Genomic DNA, 20,591 nt, shown 5'->3' with positions numbered 1-20,591 from the left:
CTAGGTTCAACGGCATGATCACTGAATTCACGCTGGGCGACGTCGAGGTCGTCAGGATCGTCGAGTACAGCGGCCCCTTCATCCCGGCCCGTGCGCTCGTCCCCGAGTCGGACCCCGAGGTGTGGCGGGACAACGCCCAATGGCTGGCGCCCGACCACTGGGACCCGGACAGCGACCTCGTGACGGCAGCGGTGCAGACCTGGGTGCTGCGCGGCGGCGGGCGAACCGTCGTGGTCGACCCCGGGGTGGGCAACGGGCGTGAGCGGCCCGGACTGCCCCACTTCGACCACTGGCAGGGCGACTTCCCCAGCCTGCTGGCACAGGCCCGCGTCGCCGTGGAGGACGTGGACATAGTCGTCAACACCCACGTCCACGCCGACCACGTCGGCTGGAACACCCGCGACGCGGACGGGACGTGGGTGCCGACGTTCCCGAACGCCGAATACCTCATCCCGGCCGCCGACGACCACTACTTCGGCCCCGACAACGACTACGGGAAAGGGCAGGCCGAGGTCGACCGGTTCGTCTACGAGGACAGCATCGCGCCGATCCACCGGGCCGGGCAGGCCGTGCTGTGGGAGGGCGGCCACCGCGTCGGCGAGGGGCTGACGCTGGAGCCCGCGCCCGGCCACACCCCCGGCTCCGCCGTCCTGCGGGTCGTCTCCGGCGCCGACCGGGCGGTCTTCGTCGGCGACCTGCTGCACAGCCCCGGGCAGATCCTCCAGCCGTCCCGCAGCAGTTGCTTCTGCCTGGATCCGGCGCAGGCCGCGGCCAGCCGCCGCCGGGTCCTGTCGCGGGCGGCGGCTGAGGGGGAACTGGTCGTCCCCGCGCACTTCGCGGGCGCGGGGACGATGAAGGTGCGCCCGCAGGGCGACGGGTTCACCCCGCTCGGAAGGTGAGCCCCTCCAGCGGCTCGGACGAGCGGAGGAAGCGCAGGTCCGCCGTGACCAGGGCGGCGTCGGTGGCGCCGCCTCGGCGGAGGGCCGAGGCCAGCGCGTCCAGATCGGACCAGCGGGACGGGCGGAGGTGGACGCGGTAGCCGTCTCCTGCGGGTTCCAGGGTGAGGGCGTCGCCGATGGCGAGCCTGCTCTCCGGGAGGTGGGTCGCGGTCGCTCCGGCCGCTCGTTCCAGGGCGCCGACCGAGGTCACCCCGGTGGCGATGGGCATGGTCGCGTCCGGGCTGATGACATGTTCATGCAGGTCACGTAGGCGGTCGGCAGCGGTGGTGCGGGCGGGGTGATCCTCGGGCAGGCGGTCGGCCAGCAGCCGCGCAGCGCGGGCGATGTGACCCAGCGGCGGCATGGACGCACGCTCGCCGAGCAGGGCGATCAGCGCCTTCATCGCGTCCTCGGCGCCGGTGGCGAGGGTGGCCCATTGCTCGCTGGTGAGCGGAGTGAGCCTCGGGTGGCGTTCCGTCCAATACGCGACCGCCCGGTCCAGGTCGGGGCCCGTACGCCAGAGGTCGGCGGGGTCGTCGGGCATGAGCAGTTCGACGACTTCGACGGCCTCGTCGGCGGTGGTCAGCGCCTCCAGGGAGAGCGCGGCGGTGCGTAGTTCGCTCTCGGTCAGGCCGAGTTCGCGGGCGCGGGCGGCGTCGCCGTCGCGGAAGGCGGCCACACGGCCCCGTGCCCAGCCGTCCGGCCAGGACATCGTGCGGGCGGAGGTGGACAGCAGGATCAGGCACTGGGCCGATGACAGGCCGGTGGCCTCGGTGAACGCCCGTACGGTCGCCTCCCGGTCCACCTGCGGCGGGCCGTTGTCCGCGATCAGGGCGAGCGCCCGCCGGAGCCGTTCCTGGTCGCCCCAGCCTCGGCAGGTGCGCAGTTCGACGACGCGGTTGCGGGTGAACAGGAGCGGGTCGGGGCCGCCAGGGGTGTGGAGGAGCGCCGTGGCCGCGTACCAGTAGTGCACGTGCTCGTAGTCGGCGACGGCGGCGACCATGATGGGGCCGTAACCCGAGTGGATCTCCCCGAGCTCGTCCCCCATGCGCAGCCGGGCGACATGCCAGGTGCCGTCGGTGCGGAGGAGTTCGGGGACGGCGGCCAGCTTCAGAAGTCGCGCGCGCCCGCCGCCGCCCCACGCGGCCTCCAGGACGGCGGCGCCAAGGCGGCCCAGCGTGTTCTCGACCCCCTTGACGGCGGTGGCGTCGAACGTCGCGATCTTCCTTTCGAATGGCAGATCAACTGCGGCGCGGGCGAAGTGGACGATCCTCTCGTAGGCGGACTCAGGCCCCGGATCATCCGGCTCGGGGATCTTCTCGGTGTGAACGGCGATCGCCGAGGAGGCGGGCGCCGGGCGCAGGTGGGGCGGCGGGGTGAGCTCCAGGCGCTCCAGCAGGGCGAACGCGCGCTCGCGACATTCGACGGCCGTCCACACCAGGGCCATGACACCCTTCCGGAGCGACTCGTCGGTGATCTCCGGCAGGAGTGGGCGCAGCCGTCCCGCCAGTTCGTCTCGGGCGGCGTCCTTCGCCTTGTAGTCGCTCTCGGGGTCCAGCACCCGCATGAGGTCGGCGGCGAGCGCGGCGTCCGCGACGTCGATCAGGGCCTGTGCCTTCCTCTCGTCGACGGCACGCAGCGCCCTGGAGCCTTCGGGGTCGCGCGGCCGCATCGCCGACCATCGGCCGGGCGGCGCGACCAGGCGGGTCCCGGCCGCGTAGCGGTGGAACTCGACCGTGCCGATGTTCGCGGCACCGTCGTGTTCGGGCACTCTGCCCCAGCCTCGGACATAGCGGCCGATGGTCCGCCCGGCCGGGTCCCGCAGCTCGATGATTCGGCCCTGAGCACGCCACACGGTGGCCTCGGCGCCGCCGGGGAAGGCGACCCGTTCGCCGTCGGCCGGTACGACGCGGATGGCGGCGGGGTGCGCACTGCCGTGCGGGCAGTGCGGGCCGCCGTGGTCGAGTACGGTCACCCGGCCGTTCACGACGATCAGGCAGCGGTCGTAGAGGTCGCGTGCCTCGGTCCGTTCGTGGGACTCGCTGGAGATGTCCTCGTACGTGCCGAAGCCGTGGGACGGGCCGACTCGGTCCGATGTGACGACGGAGGCGCGGAACTTGTGCCCCCAGAGGCGGCCGGCCTGGATCAGGAGCAGATCGGTGCCGCTCTCTTCCAGGTAGTCGACGATTGTGCGGACGTGGCCGGGGACGAAGGCGGGCAGCTCCAGTTCGTCGAGGACGCCGCCGCTCAGCGTGACGGCGAGGGCACGAGCCGGGTTCGTCCCGGTCGCAATGGTCCTGAGGCTGTCCAGGAAGGGGCCGGGGACTCCGGCGACGGTGAACCGTTCGGCGTCGGACAGGGCGGCGTGCGCGTCCGGAAGCCCTTGATCCGGAACCCTTCCGGCATGCTCGGCCAGGATCGCGGCGACTATCCGCGCCGTTCCCGGTGTCGTGGTCAGTGCCCGTACGGTCTCGGGGGCGGTCTGCTTCGGGACGGCGGGCTCGGTGAGGTTGAGCTGGTTGGTCACGTTGCCCACGATCGCGTCGCGCAGCAGCGGAGCCCAGTCGGGGTCGGCGGCGACGGCGGCCAGGTCGGTGCCCGTTCCGGAGGCGAGCCGGTTGTACAGCTTGAACGTGTGCAGGAGCCGGGGCCGCGCGAGCGGCACGCCTCGGTCCAGGAGGAGATCGAGGAGCGGGAGGTCGGCGGCGGTCTCCTCCCAGCGGTTGACCTCGTCCTCGTCCACTCCCAGTATCGCCTCGTGGTCGTCGCAGGTCAGGCCCTCGGCGCGCAGCCACGCACCGGCGTCGTGCAGGATGTCGCCGAGACCGGCGACGGGGAGTACGAGCCCCGCGTACCGCTTCAGGAAGCGGCCGAGCCAGCTCTTCGCCGCCGCTCCCGTCAGCCCGGGGGAGGTGGTGAACGGGGCGTTCAGGCCCGCGCCCGCGAGGTTGCCGAGAAGGAGCGACACCGCCGCGCTCTTCGCCTTGGGAGTGTCCTTGGCGGGCAGCGGCAGGGTGTCGAGGAGGGCGCGGCCGACGGCCGGCTCCGCCCGTGTCATCGGGCCGAGCAGCGAAAGGACGAACGTCCAGAGGTTCTGCGGTGCAGATTCCATGCAGCCGCTCGTCAGCAGGGCCCGGACGGCGCGTTCGTCCTCGGGCCCGCCGAGCGGGTGCCCGGCGGCCTTCGCCAGCGTCGCCCAGCCGTGGGCCAGGACCAGCGCGCCGTCCGCGCCGTCCTGGACTTCCTCGCCCCACGCGGTGAGCAGGCTGCGGTGCCAGCGGTACGCGCCGGGGGCGGGGTGGCGGGCGGCCAGCCGCCTGCCGTGCTTGTCGAGTGTGGCCGTTCCGGCGGCGTCCGGTCCTGCGGCGAGGTGTGCCGCGATGAGCGCGGCCTCGTCCACCGGCAGCGCGTGCGTGTCCTCGGCGGCGCGGGCGCTCTCGAAGAAGGCGGCGGCGAAGCGGGCGCTGCCCACGGCGGCCAGGATCCGCGCGCACTCCTCGTAGAACGACGGCAGCAACGCGGGTGCGTGCGTCTCCAGGTCGTCGGCGGTGCGGATGAGCGCGGTGCGCGCGAGGCCGGGCTTCCGGACGGCCAGGCCGCCGGCCGCCCGCAGGTCGGTGTGCGCGGCCAGGATGCGGGCGCGGTGCGCAGGGTGGTGGTGCAGGGCGGAGGCGAGGAAGCCGAGCGGGCCCGCGTGCACGGCGCCGACGCCGATCTCCTTGACCGGGTCCAGGTCGTATGCCGACTTCTCGGCCTTGTCGCCGTCGACGGCCGCGCGCCGGACGAGTTCGACGACCGGCTCGTCCAGCGCGGCGTGCTCGTAGCGGACGGCGACGCAGATGTCCTCGCCGAAGCCGGAGCCGGAGCCGGAGCCGGAGCCGGCGGCCGTGCCCGGAAGCACCGCCCCGGCGCGCAGCAGCACCTCGCGCGTCGGGGCGGTGAGGCCGGAGGGCGTCACGGTGCCGGGCTCGCCTCGGTGGGCGTCGCAGTAGTGGGAGTATGTCTCCGCTGCCTCCACCACCGGCTTCGTCTCGTCCACGGTGCGGTTCGCGTACAGGGCCATGAGAATGCGGACGCCCTCGGACCAGGCGATGTCGCCGATCTCCCGGCCACCGGAGGCGAAGCTCAGCCACCCCAGGTAGGCCGGGCTCATCGGCCCGCTCCATTCCAGGTCGATCTCGATGCCGAGCGGCTCGGGCGTGTAAACGGTGAACTGCGCCGCGTTCCTCTTGACGCGCCCGCCCAGCTCGTGCACCCGGCGCTCGAACGCGGCGCCGCTGTCGTACCAGGCGTCCGTGTACCAGAAGGCGTCGACCACGCCGACCGTACGGTCCATGCTCGCCGGACGTGTCCACACCTCGCGGTGTACCTGCTCGACGACCTGCGTGAGGTTCCGTCCCCGCCAGACGGGCAGCTCGTCGCCGAGCAGCAGCGGGTGCGGGATCGCGAAGGCGTCCGCGCCCGTCCACGCGCCCTCGCGCAGGAGCGCGCAGCGGCCGAGGTCGGGCGCGCCGTCGACGATCGGGGCGATGACCAGGTCGGTGAGCGTCTCGCGCCACACCGGGTCGTCCCACACGGCCGCGAACACCTCGGCCGAAACGGGCAGCGACCGCACCATCCAGGACTCCACCCGGTCGTGCACCGCCCGCGCGTGCTCGCCGAGCCGGTCGCAGAGTGCGGCGAGCCGCAGCGCGGCCGGATCCTTCTTCACGTTGGCAGGCACCTTGGCCAGCACGCGGCCTGCGGCTGTGCGGCAGGCGAGCACCGGCCGCCGCGTTCCCTCGACGGTGAGCTCATGGCCCGTCGCGATCTTGATCCATCCCATGGCGCGCCATTCTGGATCACGCCTACGACATTCCGCGGAAGCGGATCAGTCCGCTCGGCAGGTGAGGTCGGCGGCCGGCAGCGTGCCGTCCGCGAAGTAGGTGTTCACCGCCTTCTGCACGCAGGCGTTGGGCAGCAGGCCGAAGACACCGTGCATCCGGACGTCCTTGAGGGTGACCAGCCGGGAGGCGGACATCGCCCTGCGCAGGGCCTTCCCCTCGGCGTAGGCGGTGCGGGTGTCGTGGGTGGTCTGGACGATGAGGGCGGGCACGTCGTTGCGCACCACCGTCCTCGGCTCCACCGGCTTCGGCCAGAACGCGCAGGCGGTGATGCCGTTGGCGTAACCGCCGAACACGGGCTGGCTCGCCTTGCTACGCCGCATGGCCCGCCAGTACACCTCGGGATCGCGCGGCACGGCGGCGTCGCCGCAGATGACCGCGGCCTGGACGGACCACTCCTCCGGCTTGCCCTTGAGCATGAAGCTCAGCTCGGCCTCCAGTTCCGGGCTCGGGACGACCTGCTTGCCCTCGGCGGCGTCGGCGAGCTGCCGTACCCGCGCCGCCAGTGCGGCGTCGCGGCGGGCGTCGGTGAGCTGCGTGAACAGCAGTATGGGCAGGAAGTGCTCGTCGAGCAGATAGCCGCCGATGCGGATCGGCGTCTTCGCCGCCTGCTCGATCAGGCGCTCGACGCGGGCCCTGACCTGCTTGCGCGTCCTGCCGAGGCGGTATTCGGCGTGCCGTTCCGAGGTCCAGGCGGCCCAGTCGTCGAGGGCGGCCTCGTTCTCGGGCCCCTGGGTCCTGATCGTCTCGGCCATGTACCGGTCGGGGTCGATCGCGCTGTCGAGGACGATCCGGTCGCTGCGGTGTGGGAAGAGCTGGGTGAAGACCGCGCCGAGGTAGGTCCCGTAGGACATGCCGAAGTAGGAGATCCGCTCCTCGCCGAGCGCGGCCCGGATGACGTCCATGTCGCGGGCGGTGTTGCGGGTGGTGAAGTGGGCGATCCGGTCACCCTCCTTGTCCGCGCACCGCCGGGCGAGGTCGGCCTGGGTCCTCACGGCGCGGTCGAAGCCCTCGCGGTCCACGCCGGACGACCAGAGCATGTGCCCGACGGGCCAGCCGCAGTCGATCCGCTCGCTGCGGCCGACGCCTCGGGGGTCCATGCCGATCAGGTCGTACGTGGCGACGACCTCGGGGGTCATCGCCTGTTTGAAGTGGAGGGTCGCGAACAGGCCGGAGCCGCCGGGCCCGCCGGGGTTGGCGAGCATGATCCCGCGCCTGCGCGCGGGGTCGGCGGCCTTCAGCCGCGAGATCGCCACGGTGGTCGTGCGGCCCTGCGGCCGGGCGTAGTCCAGCGGCACCGTGACGGTGGCGCACCGGACTCCTGCGGCGTCGAGCGCGGGGTCGCCGCAGGACTTCCAGGCGACCTCTTGCCCGTGGAAGCGGGCCAGGTCGTCGGCGGCGGCGGCGGTTCCGGTCAGCGATCCTGCCGCCACGGTGAGCGCGGCGAGCAGTGCGGCTATTCGTTTCATCCCTGTTCCTCAAGATCCGGAGGCGAATGCGAGCAACCATAGTTGACTATTTTCGCGGTAGTCAACCTGGGTTGCTCGGTTTCCGGGTCTTCTCGGCCGGGGAGGGACGTTCCGGGGGCAAAGGGGGCCACGATGAGGATCGACGTCCACGCGCACGTCTGGACCGACGACTACCTGGACCTGCTGGAGGAGTACGGCAAGACCGACACCGCCACCCAGCGCGGCCTGGGCGCCGGGCTCGACGACAAGGAACTCGAAGCACGCTTCGCGCTGATGGACTCGGCCGGCGTCACCCACCAGGTCATCTCGGCGCCCCCGCAGTCGCCGCACTTCGCCGACCCCGCGCACGCCCTGCGCGCCGCCCGGTTCGTCAACGACCAGTACGCCGAAGTCCTGCGGCGCCGGCCGGACCGCTTCCTCGCCTTCGCCTCGCTGCCCCTGCCCCACACCGACCTGGCCCTGGAGGAGATGACCCGCGCGCTCGACGACCTCGGCATGTCGGGCGTCTGCCTCACCACGTCCGTGCTCGGCCGCTCGATCGCCGACCCGGACTTCGACCTCCTCTACGGCGAACTCGACCGCCGGGGGACCGTCCTGTACATACACCCGGCGGGCTGCGGAGCGGGCAGCCCGCTGATCTCGCAGCACCGGCTGACCTGGTCGATCGGCGCCCCGATCGAGGACACCGTGGCGATCATGGGGCTGATCCTCGCCGGCGTCCCCAGCCGCTTCCCCCGGATGCGGATCCTCGCCTCACACCTCGGCGGCGCCCTGCCGATGCTGCTCCAGCGCGCCGACAACCAGGTCGGCTGGGAGGCCCCCGACACGCCGGAGAAGCCGTCGCTGGCGGCCCGCCGCCTCTGGTACGACAGCGTCGGCCACGGCCACGTCCCGGCCCTGCGCGCGGCGGTGCAGAGCTTCGGCGCGGACCGGATCGTGCTCGGCACCGACTTTCCGTACGAGGCCGGCGATCTGTTCCGCACCGCCGTCGACTACGTCGGGCAGGCGGGGCTGGAGCCCGGCCAGGCCGAGCTCATCCTTGAGGCCAACGCCCTCGACCTGCTGGGACTCAGCCGTACTGGCTGACGACGACGGCCGGCCGCCGAGCAGGGCGTATAGCCCTTCGGATATCGGAGCGCCACGCATATCGCTATTGGACAGGACCGCCGCCGAGCTGTTTTGCTCCTGCCTTCTGACAACGATCAGCAAGGAACGACGACATGCGATTTCGCCACATCCGCTCCGGACTCGCGCTGGCCGCCGCGCTCCTGATCGGCGGGAGCCTCGGCACCGGGACCGCCGTGGCGGCGCCCGCCGACCGGGTGGGCAAGGAGATGCGGGCGCTGGAGGAGTCCTTCGACGGGCGCATCGGCGCCTACGCGATCGACACCGCCACCGGCAAGTCCGTCGGCCACCGGGCGGGTGAGCTCTTCCCGCTGCTGTCCACGTTCAAGGCCCCGGTCTGCGCCGCCGCGCTGCACCGCGCCCGTACGGCCGAGCCCGGCCTGATGAGCAAGCGCGTCAAGTGGACCGAAGCCGACCTGAAGCCCCACTCCCCCGTGACCGAGAAGCACATGGACGACGGCCTGACCGTCTCCGAGCTGTGCGAGGCCACGATCACGGTCAGCGACAACACCGCGGGCAACATGGTCCTCAAGCAGATCGGCGGCCCGGCCGGGATGACGAGGTACTTCCGCACGCTGAAGGACCCGGTCTCCCGGCTGGACCGCTGGGAGACCGAGCTCAACGACTGGAAGCCGGGCGACAGGCGCGACACCACGTCCCCGGCCGCCATCACCCGCGACCTGCGCGCCCTGAGCGCGGGCGACGCCCTGCACCCGCAGGACCGCCGCCGGTTCAACGACTGGCTGGTGGCCAGCGAGACCGGCGGCGAGCGCATCAGGGCGGGGCTGCCGAAGTCGTGGAAGGTCGGCGACAAGACCGGCACCAACGGGGAGATCGGCGCGGCGAACGACATCGCCGTCATCTGGCCGGGCAAGTCGGCCGAGCCGATCGTCATGGCCGTCTACACCCACCGGGGCCGGCCGCCCGTCGACGACACCGTGCTGGCCAAGGCCGCCACGATCCTGGCGAAGGGACTCGGCAGGCTCTAACCCCCGGCGGGAGCGGGCCGGGCGACGAGGGCGAAGCGGTGGGCGTGCGCCCGCAGCGGGCGCCCGGCCCGCATCTCCTCGTGCAGCGCCCGCAACCGGTCGCCGTACCGTTCGACGTCGAAGCCGGGAACGTGCCAAGGCGTGATGCGCAGGAACAGCACCAGCGCGCCGACATCGTGGAAGACGGTCTCGACGCGGGCCTCGCCCTGCCAGGACACCTCGAACCCGGCCTCGGTCAACTCGGCGGCGGCGCCGGCCAGGTTCCAGTCCGCGTACTCGTGCGGGGCCGCGCCGAGCGCGGCGTTGATCTCCGCGAGGTCCTCGCCGCCCACCTGCTGGGTGATGAACACGCCGCCCGGGGTGAGCACCCGCCGGATCTCGTCGGGGTCGTACGACTCGTGCCGGCTGACGATCAACTCGAACGACCCGTCGGGCAGCGGCAGCCGGTCGTCGTCGCCCACCTCCACGACCTGCACGCCCATGGGTTCGAGACGCTTCCTGGCCACCGGGACGTTCGGCGCCCAGCCCTCGGTGGCGGCGGTGCGCCCGGGCAGCGGGGCGAAAGAGGACAGCAGTTCACCGCCGCCGGTGCCGAGGTCGAGCAGCGAGCCCGCCTGCGCCAGCCGCTCCTTCACCAGGCCGGGATAGTCCCAGGGCAGGGCGGCGGACTCCTCCGTCATGCGGCCCTTGAAGACGCCGAAGTCCCAGCCTTCGAACGGGGTGGTCAACGCTTCCTTGATCAGTTCGTCATAGGTCATGCCCACGATGCTGCCAGCTCACCGCCTCAGGCGCGGCCGCCCCAGCCGAGACGTGTCCTGCCCCCGTGCGACAGGACACCTCTCCGCGTCAGTGGGCGTGGGCGAACCTCGGCAGGTGCGCGGTGTTGGCCGCCAGCAGATCGTCCAGCAGCGGCACCGCGGTGTCGAAGCCGTGCACCAGCGGGTTGGCCATGAGCGCCGCCAGCGCGTCGCCGCGCCCGCCGCTCAGCGCCGCCCTGATCGCCAGCTCCTCGTACGCCTTGGCCTGCTGGACGACGCCGCGCAGCCCGGGGGCCAGCGGCGCCAGCGGCAGCGGCCGCGCGCCCTCCTTGGTGATGCGGGCGGGTACCTCGACCACGGCGTTCGCCGGCAGGTCGGGCAGCGCGCCGTCGTTGCGCACGTTGACGACCTGCACGTCGCCGGCGCCGTCGTACAGCGAGGCCACGAGCTGAGCGGCCGCCTCGCTGTAGTAGGCGCCGCCCCGGTCGGCGAGCAGCGCGGGCTTCTGGGTCATGTCCGGGTCGCGGTACATCTCCAGCAGCCGCCGCTCGATGTCGGAGACCTCCTGGGCGCGGTTGCCCTTGCCGCCGCGCTGCTCGGCGAGGACGGTGCCGAACAGGTAGTAGTAGCGCAGGTACCCCGACGGGACGGCGCCGACCGAGCGGATGAGCTCGGCCGGGATGTCGATGTCCGCCGCGATGTCCTCGCCCCAGGCCGACAGCAGGTCGGGCAGCCGGTCCACGCCGTCCACGCGGACCGCGCGCTCCCAGGTCAGGTGGTTGAGGCCGACGTGTTCGAGCTCCACCCGCTCCGGCTCGACGCCGAAGTACCCGGCGAACTGCCGCTGGAAGGCGATGGCCACGTTGCACAGCCCGATCGCCCGGTGCCCGGCGTCCAGCAGCGCCTGGGTGACGATGCCGACCGGATTGGTGAAGTCGATGATCCAGTGGCCGGGCGCGGCCCGCCGCGCGGCGCGTTCGGCCAGGTCGAGCACCACGGGGACGGTGCGCAGCGCCTTGGCCAGGCCCCCCGCCCCGGTGGTCTCCTGGCCGATCGTGCCCCAGCGCGGCGGGATGGTCTCGTCGAGGTGGCGGGCCGCCTGGCCGCCGACCCGCAGCTGCACGAGGATGAAGTCCGCGCCGTCCAGCGCCTCGTCGAGGTCGCCGGTCAGCGTGAGGCGCCCCGGCCACCCGGCCCGGCGCAGCATGCGCCCGGCCAGGCCGCCGATGACCCGCAGCCGCTCCTCGTCGGTGTCGTGCAGGACGAGTTCCCCCATCGGCAGCCGGCCGTAGCGTCCGGCGAAGCCCTCGATCAGCTCGGGGGTGTAGGTGCTGCCGCCACCGACGACAACGATCTTGACGCTCACCGTTCCTCCAAACGGGCTGGGTGTGAACCGGACGGCAGCGCCGACCAGTCGAAACAGATCGCCCCTGCGGGCGCGCCGCCGTCGCGCAGCCCGGCGTAGACGCGGGCCGCGTCCATGGGCGAGACGCGGCCGGAGATCATCCCGGCGGTCCGGAACGTTCCCGAGGCGAGCCGGCGGAAGTACAGCTCGGTGATCGCGTCCCGGTTGAGCGGTCCCGCCGAGGGGTCGTCGGAGACGATGTCGGCGTGCGCGCCGAGGATCGTCAGCGAGTTGCTGACGACGCCGGGGCCGAGCGTCTGCCGGGACGGGGTCGGGGTGTCGCCGAGCAGGACGATCCGGCCGAGCGTGCGGGCCAGCCGTACCGCCTGGGCGAGGACGGCGGGGCTGCCGGTCACGTCGAACACGACGTCGATCAGGCGCCCGCCGGTCAGTTCGGCGACGGCGGGCACCGCCTCGCCAGCGTTCAGCCGCAGCAGGTCGCTCGCGCCGTGCTCGCGGGCCAGGTCGAGGCGCCGGGCGTCGGTGTCGATCGCCACCACGCGGGAGGCGCCGTGGGCGAGCGCGTACTGGACGACGAGTTGCCCCACCGGGCCGAGGCCCAGCACGGCGACACTCTCCCCCATGGTGATCGCGGCCCTGGCGGCGCCCGCCGCCGCGGTCACGACCAGCGGGACCCACACCGCCTCCTCGTCGGACACGCCGTCGGGCAGGAGGCGGGCCTCCTTCTCGGTCAGCGTGACGAACTCCTGGTGGGGGGCGTAGCTCTGCACCCGGTCACCGGGGCGCAGGCCCGTGACGCCGGGGCCGACCGCCTCGACGACCCCGGCCATGCTGTATCCGGGCCGGAACGGGTACTGCACCCATTCCGCCCAGTTCGTGCCCGGGTCGAAGTCGCCACGCAGGCACGCCAGCTCGGTGCCGGGGCTGATCAGCGACAACGTCGTACGGCACAGCACCTCGCCCGCGCCCGGAGGCGGGACGTCCTCGCTATCCACCCGCACCTCACGCGGCTGCGGGAACTCGACGAACCACGATTTCACTGCTGTCTCCCAAGATGTACGGTCTGCCCGCTCTCGGCGCTGCGGTAGGCGGCGTCGATGACGCGCATCGAGGTGATGCCGTCGGCCGCCCCCGGCGCCGGGGCGGTCCCGGCCAGGGTGTCGAAGAAGGCCCGCATCTGCGCGTCGTACCTGCGCTGCAGCGCCTCCTCGGTGAGTTCGCCGGGCCAGGACGGCCTCGGCTCCGCCCCGGCGCGCACGAACGTGCCGGGGAAGGTCTGCGCGTACGCCTCGGTGCCCGACACGCGTACGCTTCCGGACGGGCCGGGCGCGTACGGATGCCACCATCCCGCCTCCACGGTGGAGGTGACCCCGTTGTCCCAGGCGATCGTGAGGATCGCCGTGTCGTCGACCCGCAGGTCGCGGTAGTGGGTGCCGCAGCGGGCGCTCACGCTGACCGGGCTCGGGTCGCCGAGCACGAACCGGCTGGCGTCGATGGCGTGGACCCCGAGGTCCATGAGGGCGCCGCCGCCGGCGAGGGCGGGGTCGACGAACCAGCCCTCGGGGCCGAATCCGGCGTGGACGGCGTAGGCCGTGGTGTGCACGGGCCGGCCGAGCGCGCCGCCGGCGACCAGGTCGCGCAGCCAGCGGACCTGGTCGTCGAAACGCAGGCAGTGGGCGAGCATCACCCGGGCGGCGGGGCTCTCGGCGGCGACGATGGCCGAGGCTTCGCCGGCCGTCATCGCCATCGGCTTCTCCAGCAGCACGGGCAGGCCCGCGCCCAGCGCCTTGGCGGCCTGTTCGGCGTGCAGCGCGTTGGGCGTGGCGATGACGAGCGCGTCCACGCCGCCGTCGGCCAGGAGGTCGTCGAGGTCGAGGTAGCGGCGGCTGAAGCCGTGCCGGTGGGACAGGGCGGCCAGGGACTCGGGGCGGTGGTTGACGGCGGCGACCAGCGTGCCGCCCTCGGTGGCGATGGCGCGCGCGTGGTAGTCGGCGATGTAGCCGGTGCCCGCGATGGCGATCCGGGGGCCGCTCACAGCTCGTCCATCCGGACGAAGCGGGCACCGGCGGCGCGCAGGCCGTCGATGACCAGCGGCAGCGCGCGGCCGGTGGCGTCGGTCCACGGGTGGAACAGCACCACGGCGCCGTCGCCGTGGGCGGTGGCCTCGGCGATGACGGTGCGGGCGACCTGCGGGCCGGTGGCCTTGGCCCGCCAGTCGAAGGGGTCGATGTGCCAGCTCGTCTCCTGGTAGCCGAGCCGGTCGAGGTGGGACAGCACCAGCGGGTCGTCGGTGCCGTCGCCGAACGGGCAGCGGAACCAGGGCCGGGGGTCCTGGCCGGTGACGCGGCGGATGGCCTGCTCGGCGTGCTTGACGTCCTGGACCAGGCCGTGGGGTGACAGCCAGGTCATCCGGGCGTGGTGGTGGGAGTGGTTGCCGATCAGGTGGCCTCGGGCGGCCAGTTCCCTGGCCAGCGCCGGGTGGGCCTGGGCCCAGCGGCCCTGGACGAAGTGGGTGGCCAGGACGTCGCGCTCGGACAGGGTGTCGAGCACGCGCTGGGTGCCGTCGGGGTGTGCGGGGCGGTCGGCGTGCTCGACGTCGAAGGTGAGTGCGACGCGCCAGGGTGAGGGGGGTTGATGGGGGGACTTCGCCACGTCTTGCCTACTTATGTGTCGAAGGAAAGCGCCTGATGCCGTCTTGACAGGGGTAACGGCCATGGCAATGATTGCTGACAACATTATCATCAAGTAAGCGCTTGGCAAGAGACTCTGTCCTCTGACCAGGAAGGAACCCCACCCCCGATGGCCCGTTATCGGCTCGAGGCCGGTCCGACCCCCCTCCACCACCAGGTGTACCTGGACCTGAGCGCCGCGCTCGACGAGGGGGAATGGCAGATCGGCGACCGCCTCCCACCGGAGCGCGAGCTGGCCCGCCGCTACGGCTGCAGCCTCATCCCGGTACGGCGGGCACTGGACGAACTGGCCCGCGAAGGCCGCCTGGAGCGCACGAGAGGCCGGGGCACCTTCGTCCTCCACCCCCGCCTGGAGGTCGATCTCGCCAACAGCGAGAGCTTCGCCGAACTCATGCACATGCACGGCATGGACCCCGCCACGCGCCTCGTCGCCTCACGCGCCGAGCCGTCGGGCGAGGCCGTGGCCGGCGCGCTCGCGCTCACGGCCGGCACGAACGTCATCTACCTCGAACGGCTGCGCATCGCCAACGGCGAGCCGCTCATCCTGGAGCAGGTCTACCTGCCGGAGGTCCGCTTCGGCGGCCTGCTCGACCACGACCTGGAAAGCAACTCCCTGTACGCCCTGCTCGCCGAGCACTACGGCACCGGCGTCGTACGCACCCGCGAGACCATCGAGCCGATCCGGCTGCGCGCGCACGAGGCCCGCCTGCTCGACCAGCCCGCAGAACGACCCGCCCTGCTCGTCGAGGGGATCGCGTTCGACCCCGACGACGAGCCCATCGAGTACACCCGCAGTTACGTCCGAGGAGACAGGGCCCGCCTGTCCTTCGAAAGACGGATCCTTCGCCCGTAAACGGGCAGCACAACCCCCCGGAGGAGACCACATGAACAGGGTCTGGACCACCCTGGCGGCGACCGCGGCCGCCCTGACCCTCGCCGCCTGCGGCTCGACCGTCGAAAGTCAGGCCAAAGCGGTGGAACTGCGCTGGTTCTGCTGCCTCGGCACCGGCGAGCAGGCCGACCAGGTCAAGGCGCAGCAGAAGGTCATCGACCGCTTCCACGCCAGCCAGCGCCGGATCAGGGTGAAGCTGGAGGTCGTCACCTACAACTCCGCCCGCGACACCCTCTCCACCCAGATCGCCTCCGGCAACGGGCCGGACCTCGCCGGGCCCATGGGCGTCGGCGGCGCCGCCGCCTTCCACGGCCAGTGGCTGGACCTCGGCCCGCTCATCAAGGAGAGCGGCCTCGACCTCAGCTCCTACGCCGAAGGCAGCGCCGACCTGTACCGGATCGGCTCGGTGCAGGAAGGCATCCCGTTCGCGATCTACCCCTCGACCCTGTTCTACAAGGCGGACCTGTTCGAAGAGGCCGGGCTCGCCGAGCCGCCCCACAAGTACGGCGAGAAGTACAAGTGGCCCGACGGCCGCGAAGCCGAGTGGAACTACGAGACCCTCAAGGAAGTCGCCCTCAAACTCACCGTCGACAAGAACGGCAAGGACGCCACCGAGCCCGGCTTCGACGCCAAGAACGTCGTGCAGTACGGCTTCGAGCCCGCCCGCGACGACCTGCGCTACCAGGGCGCGGCCTTCGCCGCGGGCAGCCTCGACTCGGGCGACGGCAAGACCGTGAAGATCCCCGACGCCTGGGGCGACGCCTGGCGCTACTTCTACGACGGCATGTGGAAGGACCGGTTCATCATGACCGGCCCGGTCTTCCAGACCGACCAGTTCAACGGCGACGGCGCCGCCTTCTTCTCCGGCCACGTCGCGATGAGCGTCAACTTCCTGTGGTCGACGTACGGCGTCGCGGGCGCCGGCAAGGACTGGGACCTGGCCGCCATGCCCTCGCACAAGGGCAAGACCACCTCCCCCACCAGCGCCGACACCTTCCGCATCCTCGCCGGCAGCAAGCACCCGAAGGAGGCTTTCGAGTTCCTGTCCTATCTCGTCGGCCCCGCCTCCGCCGAACTGCTGACCGCCTACAGCGCGATGCCCGCCCGCACCGCCGACCAGGACGCCTTCTTCCAGAAGCTCGGCGCCCAGTTCACCAACACCGTCGACTGGCAGGTGGCCAAGGACAGCGTCCAGTTCGCCGACAACCCGCACTCCGAGTCGCACACGCCGAAGTACAACCAGACGCTCACCATCCTCGGCACCTATCGCAGCCGCTGGATGACCAAGGGCGGGCTCGACATGGACACCGAACTGAAGAAACTCCGCGATGAGATCCAGGACGTCTGGAACGGCTAGCGCCGTGGCCGCGCCCATGTCCCGCCTGGCCCGCCGGGAGGCCAGGCAAGGACTGTTGTTCATCCTCCCGTGGCTCATCGGGTTCGCGGTCTTCACCGCGGTCCCGATGGTGGCCACGTTCGTGTTCACCTTCCTGAACATCTCCCTCGCCGAACAGGAACCGCTGCGGTTCGTCGGCCTGGCCAACTACCAGCGGCTCTTCGGCGACGAGCAGGCGTGGGCGTCCCTGTGGGTGACCGCCCGCTTCGCACTGCTGTGGCTGCCCGTCGTCATCGCACTGCCGTTCCTGCTCGCGCTCGCCGTCAACAGCAAGTACGTGCGCGGCAGCGGCCTGCTGCGGGTGCTGCTGTTCATGCCGTACGTCGTGCCGTTCGTGGCCAGCGCCCTGATCTGGGAGAACATGCTGGTCGACAACGGCTGGATCAACTCGGCGCTGCGCTTTTTCGGCGTCGCCGAGCCGCCGAGCTGGCTGAACGACCCCACCTGGGTGATCCCCGGACTGGTCATGATCGGCCTGTGGGGGGTGGGCTCCGGCATCATCATCAACCTGGCCGGGCTGCGCGGCATCCCCACCCAGTTGTACGACGCGGCCCGTCTCGACGGCGCCGGATGGTGGCGGCAACTGCGCCACGTCACGATCCCGATGATGTCGCCGGTGCTCTTCTACACGATGATCCTCGCGGTCGTCGAGGTCATGCAGTACTTCCTGATCCCGCTGGTGCTCTTCGACGGCAGCGGCGACCCCGGCGGCGCGACCCGCTTCTTCAACCTCTACCTGTACCAGACGTTCTTCACCTATCAGGAGATGTCCTATGGCTCGACGCTCGCCTGGCTGCTGTTCGTCATCACCCTCGTCGTGACACTCCTGCTGTTTCGCCTGTCCAGGCGCTGGGTCCACTACACGAGCGAGAGGTGAGCCCGATGGCACCGAACCTCGTGCGGCGCACCCGGGTCGCGCTGATGACGATCGTGATGTTCGGCATCGTGGCGGCGTTCCTGTCGCCGCTGGTGCAGATGACGCTGTCGTCGCTGAAGAGCGAGCAGCAGGTCACCCAGGCGCACTCGCCGCTGCTGCCGTCCGACCCGCGCACCTTCACCTACCAGGGCGAGCGCTACGACGTGTACCGCGTGCCCGTGGACGGCGCCGTCCGCGACCTGGCGCTGGTCGACAAGGGCCGCACGGAGAGCGGCTTCGTCGACCCCGCCCGGCCGGAGCAGGGCCTCATCACCTGGCAGGGCTCCTGGCGCACCCTCGAACCGAGCTGGACGCTCGCGCCGCGCTGGTCGAACTACGCGGACGTGTGGAGTCTGATCGACTTCCCCCGGCTGCTGTTCAACACCGTCGTGCTGGCGGTGGTCGGCACGCTCGGCACCGTCCTTTCGTGCACCCTGGTCGCCTACGGCTTCGCCCGCTTCCGCTTCCCCGGGCGCGGGCCGCTGTTCACGCTGCTCATCGCCACGATCTTCCTGCCGGTGACCGTGACGCTGATCCCGACGTACACGGTGTTCGCGCAGATCGGCTGGGTCGGCACCTGGCTGCCGCTGCTCGTGCCCGCCTTCTTCGCCAACGCCTACAACGTGTTCCTGCTGCGGCAGTACTTCCTGACGATCCCGCGCGAGATGGACGAGGCGGCCTCCATCGACGGCGCGGGCCCGCTACGCACGCTGCTGTCGGTGATCGTGCCGCAGGCGTGGCCCGCGATCACCGCCGTCGTCCTGTTCACCTTCGTCTACACCTGGAACGACTACCTCACCCCCCTGGTGTACCTGTCCGGGCAGCCCGACCTGCAGCCGCTCCAGGTGGGCCTGGCCGCCTTCAACGGCCTCTACACTAAGAATCCCGGCTACATCCAGGCCGGGACGATGATGACGATCGCCATCCCCGTGCTCCTGTTCGTATGCTTCCAGCGCACGTTCGTCCGGGGGATCATGAGCACCGGAGTCGACAAATGACCGGCCGACCCCCCGTCGCGGCCGTCCTCGCTGTGGACGGCGGCAACTCCAAGACCGATGTCGAACTCGTCGCCGCCGACGGGCGGCGGCTGTCGGCCGTCCGCGGCCCGACGGTCTCCCACCAGGCCGTCGGCCTCGACGAGGGCATGCGCCGCCTCGGCGCGCTCATCGCCGAGGCGGCCGAACAGGCGCAGGGCGCGGCCGGCGGCCCGGTCGCGGCGATCGGCGTGTACGCGCTCGCCGGGGCCGACTACCCCGACGACGTCCGCCGGCTCGAAACGGCCATCGCCGAACTGGGGGCCAGCGAGCAGGTCGTGGTCGTCAACGACTGCATGGCCGCGCTGCGCGCCGGGGCCACCAGGGGCTGGGGCGTCGCCCTCATCTGCGGCGAGGGCGTCAACGCCGTCGGCGTCGCCCCCGACGGCCGCAGCGAGGGCTTCCCCTCGCTCGGCGAGATCTCCGGCGACTGGGGCGGCGGCTACGGCGTCGGTCTCACCGGCCACATCGCCGCCGTGCGCGCGCAGGACGGCAGGGGCGGCCCCACGCTCCTCGAAGAGCTGGTGCCCCGGTTCTTCGGCTACGGTTCGCCGGCCGAGCTCGTCGAGGCGCTCTACACCGGCGCGGCCTCGGCCGACCGGTTCGGCGAGCTGTCGCCGGTGGTGTTCGACGCGGCGCGGGCCGGTGACGCGGTCGCGGGCGCGATCGTCGAGCGGCTGGCCGACGAGCTCGCGGCGATGGCGGTCGCCCTGTCGCGGCGGCTCGGCGTCACCGGGCTCGACGTGGACGTCGTCCTCGGCGGCGGCGTCTTCCGCAGCGGCTACGACCCGCTGTTCGAGCGGCTGCTGTCGGGCGTGCGCGCGGTCGTGCCGCAGGCCCGGCTGGTCCGGCTGGAGGTGGCGCCCGTCGTCGGCGCGGGGCTGCTCGGCCTCGACCGCCTGGGCGGCTGACCGTCAGCGTTCGAGGCTGCTCATGTCCGCGTAGCGCAGGCCGTGCACGGCTCCCGCCGGTACGGCCCGCTCCAGCTCGGCCAGTTCCCCGGGCGTGAGCACGACCCCGTCGGCCGCCGCGTTCTCCTCCAGGTAGGCCAGCCGCTTGGTGCCCGGGATCGGCACCACGTCGTCGCCCTGGGCCAGCAGCCACGCCAGCGCGAGCTGCGCCGGGGTGATGCCGGCCGAGTCGGCGATCTCGCGCACCCGCGCGGCCAGGGCGGCGTTGTGCTCGGCGTTCTCACCCTGGTTGCGCGGCGTGTGCTTGCGGAAGTCGTCGTCGGGGAGCCGGTCGGCGGACGGCACGGTGCCGGTCAGCAGGCCCCGGCTGATCGGCGAGTACGCCACCAGGCCGACGCCGAGTTCGCGGGCGGTGGGCAGGATCGCCGCCTCCAGGTCCCTGGTGAACAGCGAGTACTCGCTCTGCAGAGCGGCGATCGGGTGCACGGCGCAGGCCGCGCGCAGGGTCTCGGCGCCGACCTCCGACAGGCCGAGGTGCCTGACCTTGCCCTGCCGTACGAGTTCGGCCATGGCGCCCACGGACTCCTCGATCGGGACGGCGGGGTCGCGGCGGTGCATGTAGTACAGGTCGAGGTGGTCGACGCCGAGGCGGCGCAGCGAGGCGTCCACGGCGGAGCGGATGTAGGCGGGGGTGTTGTCCACCTTGCGCCCGCCGTCGCGCCGGATGCCGAACTTGGTGGCCAGCACGGCCTCGTCGCGGCGGTCCCGGAGGGCGCGGCCGACGAGTTCCTCGTTGTGGCCGGTGCCGTACATGTCGGCGGTGTCGAGGAAGGTCACGCCGAGGTCGAGGGCGCGGTGGATGACGGCGATCGACTCCTTCTCGTCGGCGGGGCCGTAGAACTCGGACATGCCCATGCAGCCGAGGCCGAGCGCCGAGACCTCAAGGCCGCCCAGTGTGCGCTTGTTCATGCCTCTTACCTCCCCCTGGATCGTCAAGCCCGCGTCCGGGCCATGGGCATGCGCACGGCAGCGACCGGGACGCTGTCGCTCATTCGGGTAGATCGGTCATGACCCATCCCACGCGTGACCGCAACGGTCCCCGGATGGCGTGTTTACGACACAACCGAAATTACCTCCGAGATTGCTTGTCTGCACATCGCATCCTTGGTCGAATCTCTCTGTCAGGATGAGAGGAAGACAAGCATGATCCGCAAAACGTTAGCC

Annotated in this window: 16 protein-coding genes; 8 read left to right on the top strand and 8 right to left on the bottom strand. The window is 71.8% G+C overall.

The annotated features are described in order from the left end of the window. The first annotated feature begins 14 nt into the window (after window positions 1-14). Window positions 15-899, top strand: a complete 885-nt coding sequence (locus ABD120_RS22625; RefSeq protein ID WP_343951974.1) for an MBL fold metallo-hydrolase — start codon at window positions 15-17, stop codon at window positions 897-899. Here ABD120_RS22625 and ABD120_RS22620 read toward each other — a convergent pair. Together ABD120_RS22620 and ABD120_RS22615 are read right to left on the bottom strand one after the other, a co-directional pair. Further along, window positions 880-5,763: a DUF4132 domain-containing protein gene (locus ABD120_RS22620; protein ID WP_343951973.1), complete on the bottom strand. Its 4,884-nt coding sequence runs from the start codon at window positions 5,761-5,763 to the stop codon at window positions 880-882. The two genes, ABD120_RS22625 and ABD120_RS22620, sit on opposite strands and share 20 nt — an antisense overlap. Window positions 5,764-5,808: 45 nt before the next feature. Beyond that, complete coding sequence (locus tag ABD120_RS22615; protein ID WP_343951972.1) at window positions 5,809-7,290, bottom strand: alpha/beta hydrolase; 1,482 nt, start codon at window positions 7,288-7,290, stop codon at window positions 5,809-5,811. Between the two features lie 132 nt (window positions 7,291-7,422). On the opposite strand from ABD120_RS22615, the gene ABD120_RS22610 reads away from it, so the two are divergent. Further along, window positions 7,423-8,376 (top strand): amidohydrolase family protein, encoded by a 954-nt coding sequence (locus ABD120_RS22610; RefSeq protein WP_343951971.1) that lies wholly within the window; start codon window positions 7,423-7,425, stop codon window positions 8,374-8,376. Window positions 8,377-8,510: 134 nt separating this feature from the next. Next, window positions 8,511-9,404 (top strand): class A beta-lactamase, encoded by an 894-nt coding sequence (gene bla, locus ABD120_RS22605; protein WP_343951970.1) that lies wholly within the window; start codon window positions 8,511-8,513, stop codon window positions 9,402-9,404. On the opposite strand, the gene ABD120_RS22600 is transcribed toward bla, so the two are convergent. The 5 genes from ABD120_RS22600 to ABD120_RS22580 form a co-directional block, all read right to left on the bottom strand. Beyond that, window positions 9,401-10,162, bottom strand: coding sequence for a class I SAM-dependent methyltransferase (locus ABD120_RS22600; RefSeq protein ID WP_343951969.1), 762 nt, complete (start codon window positions 10,160-10,162; stop codon window positions 9,401-9,403). The genes bla and ABD120_RS22600 overlap by 4 nt on opposite strands. An 88-nt stretch (window positions 10,163-10,250) precedes the next feature. Beyond that, window positions 10,251-11,528, bottom strand: coding sequence for a 6-phospho-beta-glucosidase (locus ABD120_RS22595; RefSeq protein ID WP_343951968.1), 1,278 nt, complete (start codon window positions 11,526-11,528; stop codon window positions 10,251-10,253). Further along, complete coding sequence (locus tag ABD120_RS22590; protein ID WP_343951967.1) at window positions 11,525-12,568, bottom strand: zinc-dependent alcohol dehydrogenase; 1,044 nt, start codon at window positions 12,566-12,568, stop codon at window positions 11,525-11,527. The genes ABD120_RS22595 and ABD120_RS22590 overlap by 4 nt, the downstream gene beginning before the upstream one ends. Continuing rightward, window positions 12,565-13,563: a Gfo/Idh/MocA family protein gene (locus tag ABD120_RS22585; protein ID WP_343951966.1), complete on the bottom strand. Its 999-nt coding sequence runs from the start codon at window positions 13,561-13,563 to the stop codon at window positions 12,565-12,567. Before ABD120_RS22585 ends, ABD120_RS22590 begins: the two co-directional genes overlap by 4 nt. Next, window positions 13,560-14,180: a polysaccharide deacetylase family protein gene (locus tag ABD120_RS22580; protein WP_343951965.1), complete on the bottom strand. Its 621-nt coding sequence runs from the start codon at window positions 14,178-14,180 to the stop codon at window positions 13,560-13,562. The genes ABD120_RS22585 and ABD120_RS22580 overlap by 4 nt, the downstream gene beginning before the upstream one ends. Window positions 14,181-14,327: 147 nt before the next feature. On the opposite strand from ABD120_RS22580, the gene ABD120_RS22575 reads away from it, so the two are divergent. Genes ABD120_RS22575 through ABD120_RS22555 form a run of 5 tightly spaced genes read left to right on the top strand, consistent with a single transcriptional unit; the run spans window position 14,328 to window position 19,367 of the window. Further along, the gene (locus tag ABD120_RS22575; protein WP_343951964.1) at window positions 14,328-15,071 is read left to right on the top strand and encodes a GntR family transcriptional regulator; all 744 of its coding nucleotides are present in this window, start codon (window positions 14,328-14,330) and stop codon (window positions 15,069-15,071) included. Window positions 15,072-15,102: 31 nt separating this feature from the next. Beyond that, window positions 15,103-16,467 carry an ABC transporter substrate-binding protein gene (locus tag ABD120_RS22570; protein WP_343951963.1) on the top strand — a complete coding sequence of 455 codons (1,365 nt, stop codon included), beginning with the start codon at window positions 15,103-15,105 and terminating at the stop codon, window positions 16,465-16,467. Beyond that, a complete protein-coding gene (locus ABD120_RS22565) occupies window positions 16,439-17,383 on the top strand; it encodes a carbohydrate ABC transporter permease (RefSeq protein WP_343951962.1) in 945 nt (314 codons plus the stop codon). The genes ABD120_RS22570 and ABD120_RS22565 overlap by 29 nt, the downstream gene beginning before the upstream one ends. Window positions 17,384-17,388: 5 nt before the next feature. Next, window positions 17,389-18,420 (top strand): carbohydrate ABC transporter permease, encoded by a 1,032-nt coding sequence (locus ABD120_RS22560; protein WP_343951961.1) that lies wholly within the window; start codon window positions 17,389-17,391, stop codon window positions 18,418-18,420. Then, complete coding sequence (locus ABD120_RS22555) at window positions 18,417-19,367, top strand: N-acetylglucosamine kinase (RefSeq protein ID WP_343951960.1); 951 nt, start codon at window positions 18,417-18,419, stop codon at window positions 19,365-19,367. Before ABD120_RS22560 ends, ABD120_RS22555 begins: the two co-directional genes overlap by 4 nt. A gap of 3 nt (window positions 19,368-19,370) precedes the next feature. On the opposite strand, the gene ABD120_RS22550 is transcribed toward ABD120_RS22555, so the two are convergent. Then, window positions 19,371-20,336 (bottom strand): aldo/keto reductase, encoded by a 966-nt coding sequence (locus tag ABD120_RS22550; protein ID WP_343951959.1) that lies wholly within the window; start codon window positions 20,334-20,336, stop codon window positions 19,371-19,373. Window positions 20,337-20,591: the final 255 nt, after the last annotated feature.

The sequence above is a fragment of the Nonomuraea longicatena genome (genome assembly GCF_039525605.1).
Classification (GTDB): Bacteria; Actinomycetota; Actinomycetes; order Streptosporangiales; family Streptosporangiaceae; genus Nonomuraea; species Nonomuraea longicatena.
Note: the sequence above shows the minus strand (reverse complement) of the source record. Positions and strands in the feature narration are given on the sequence as shown.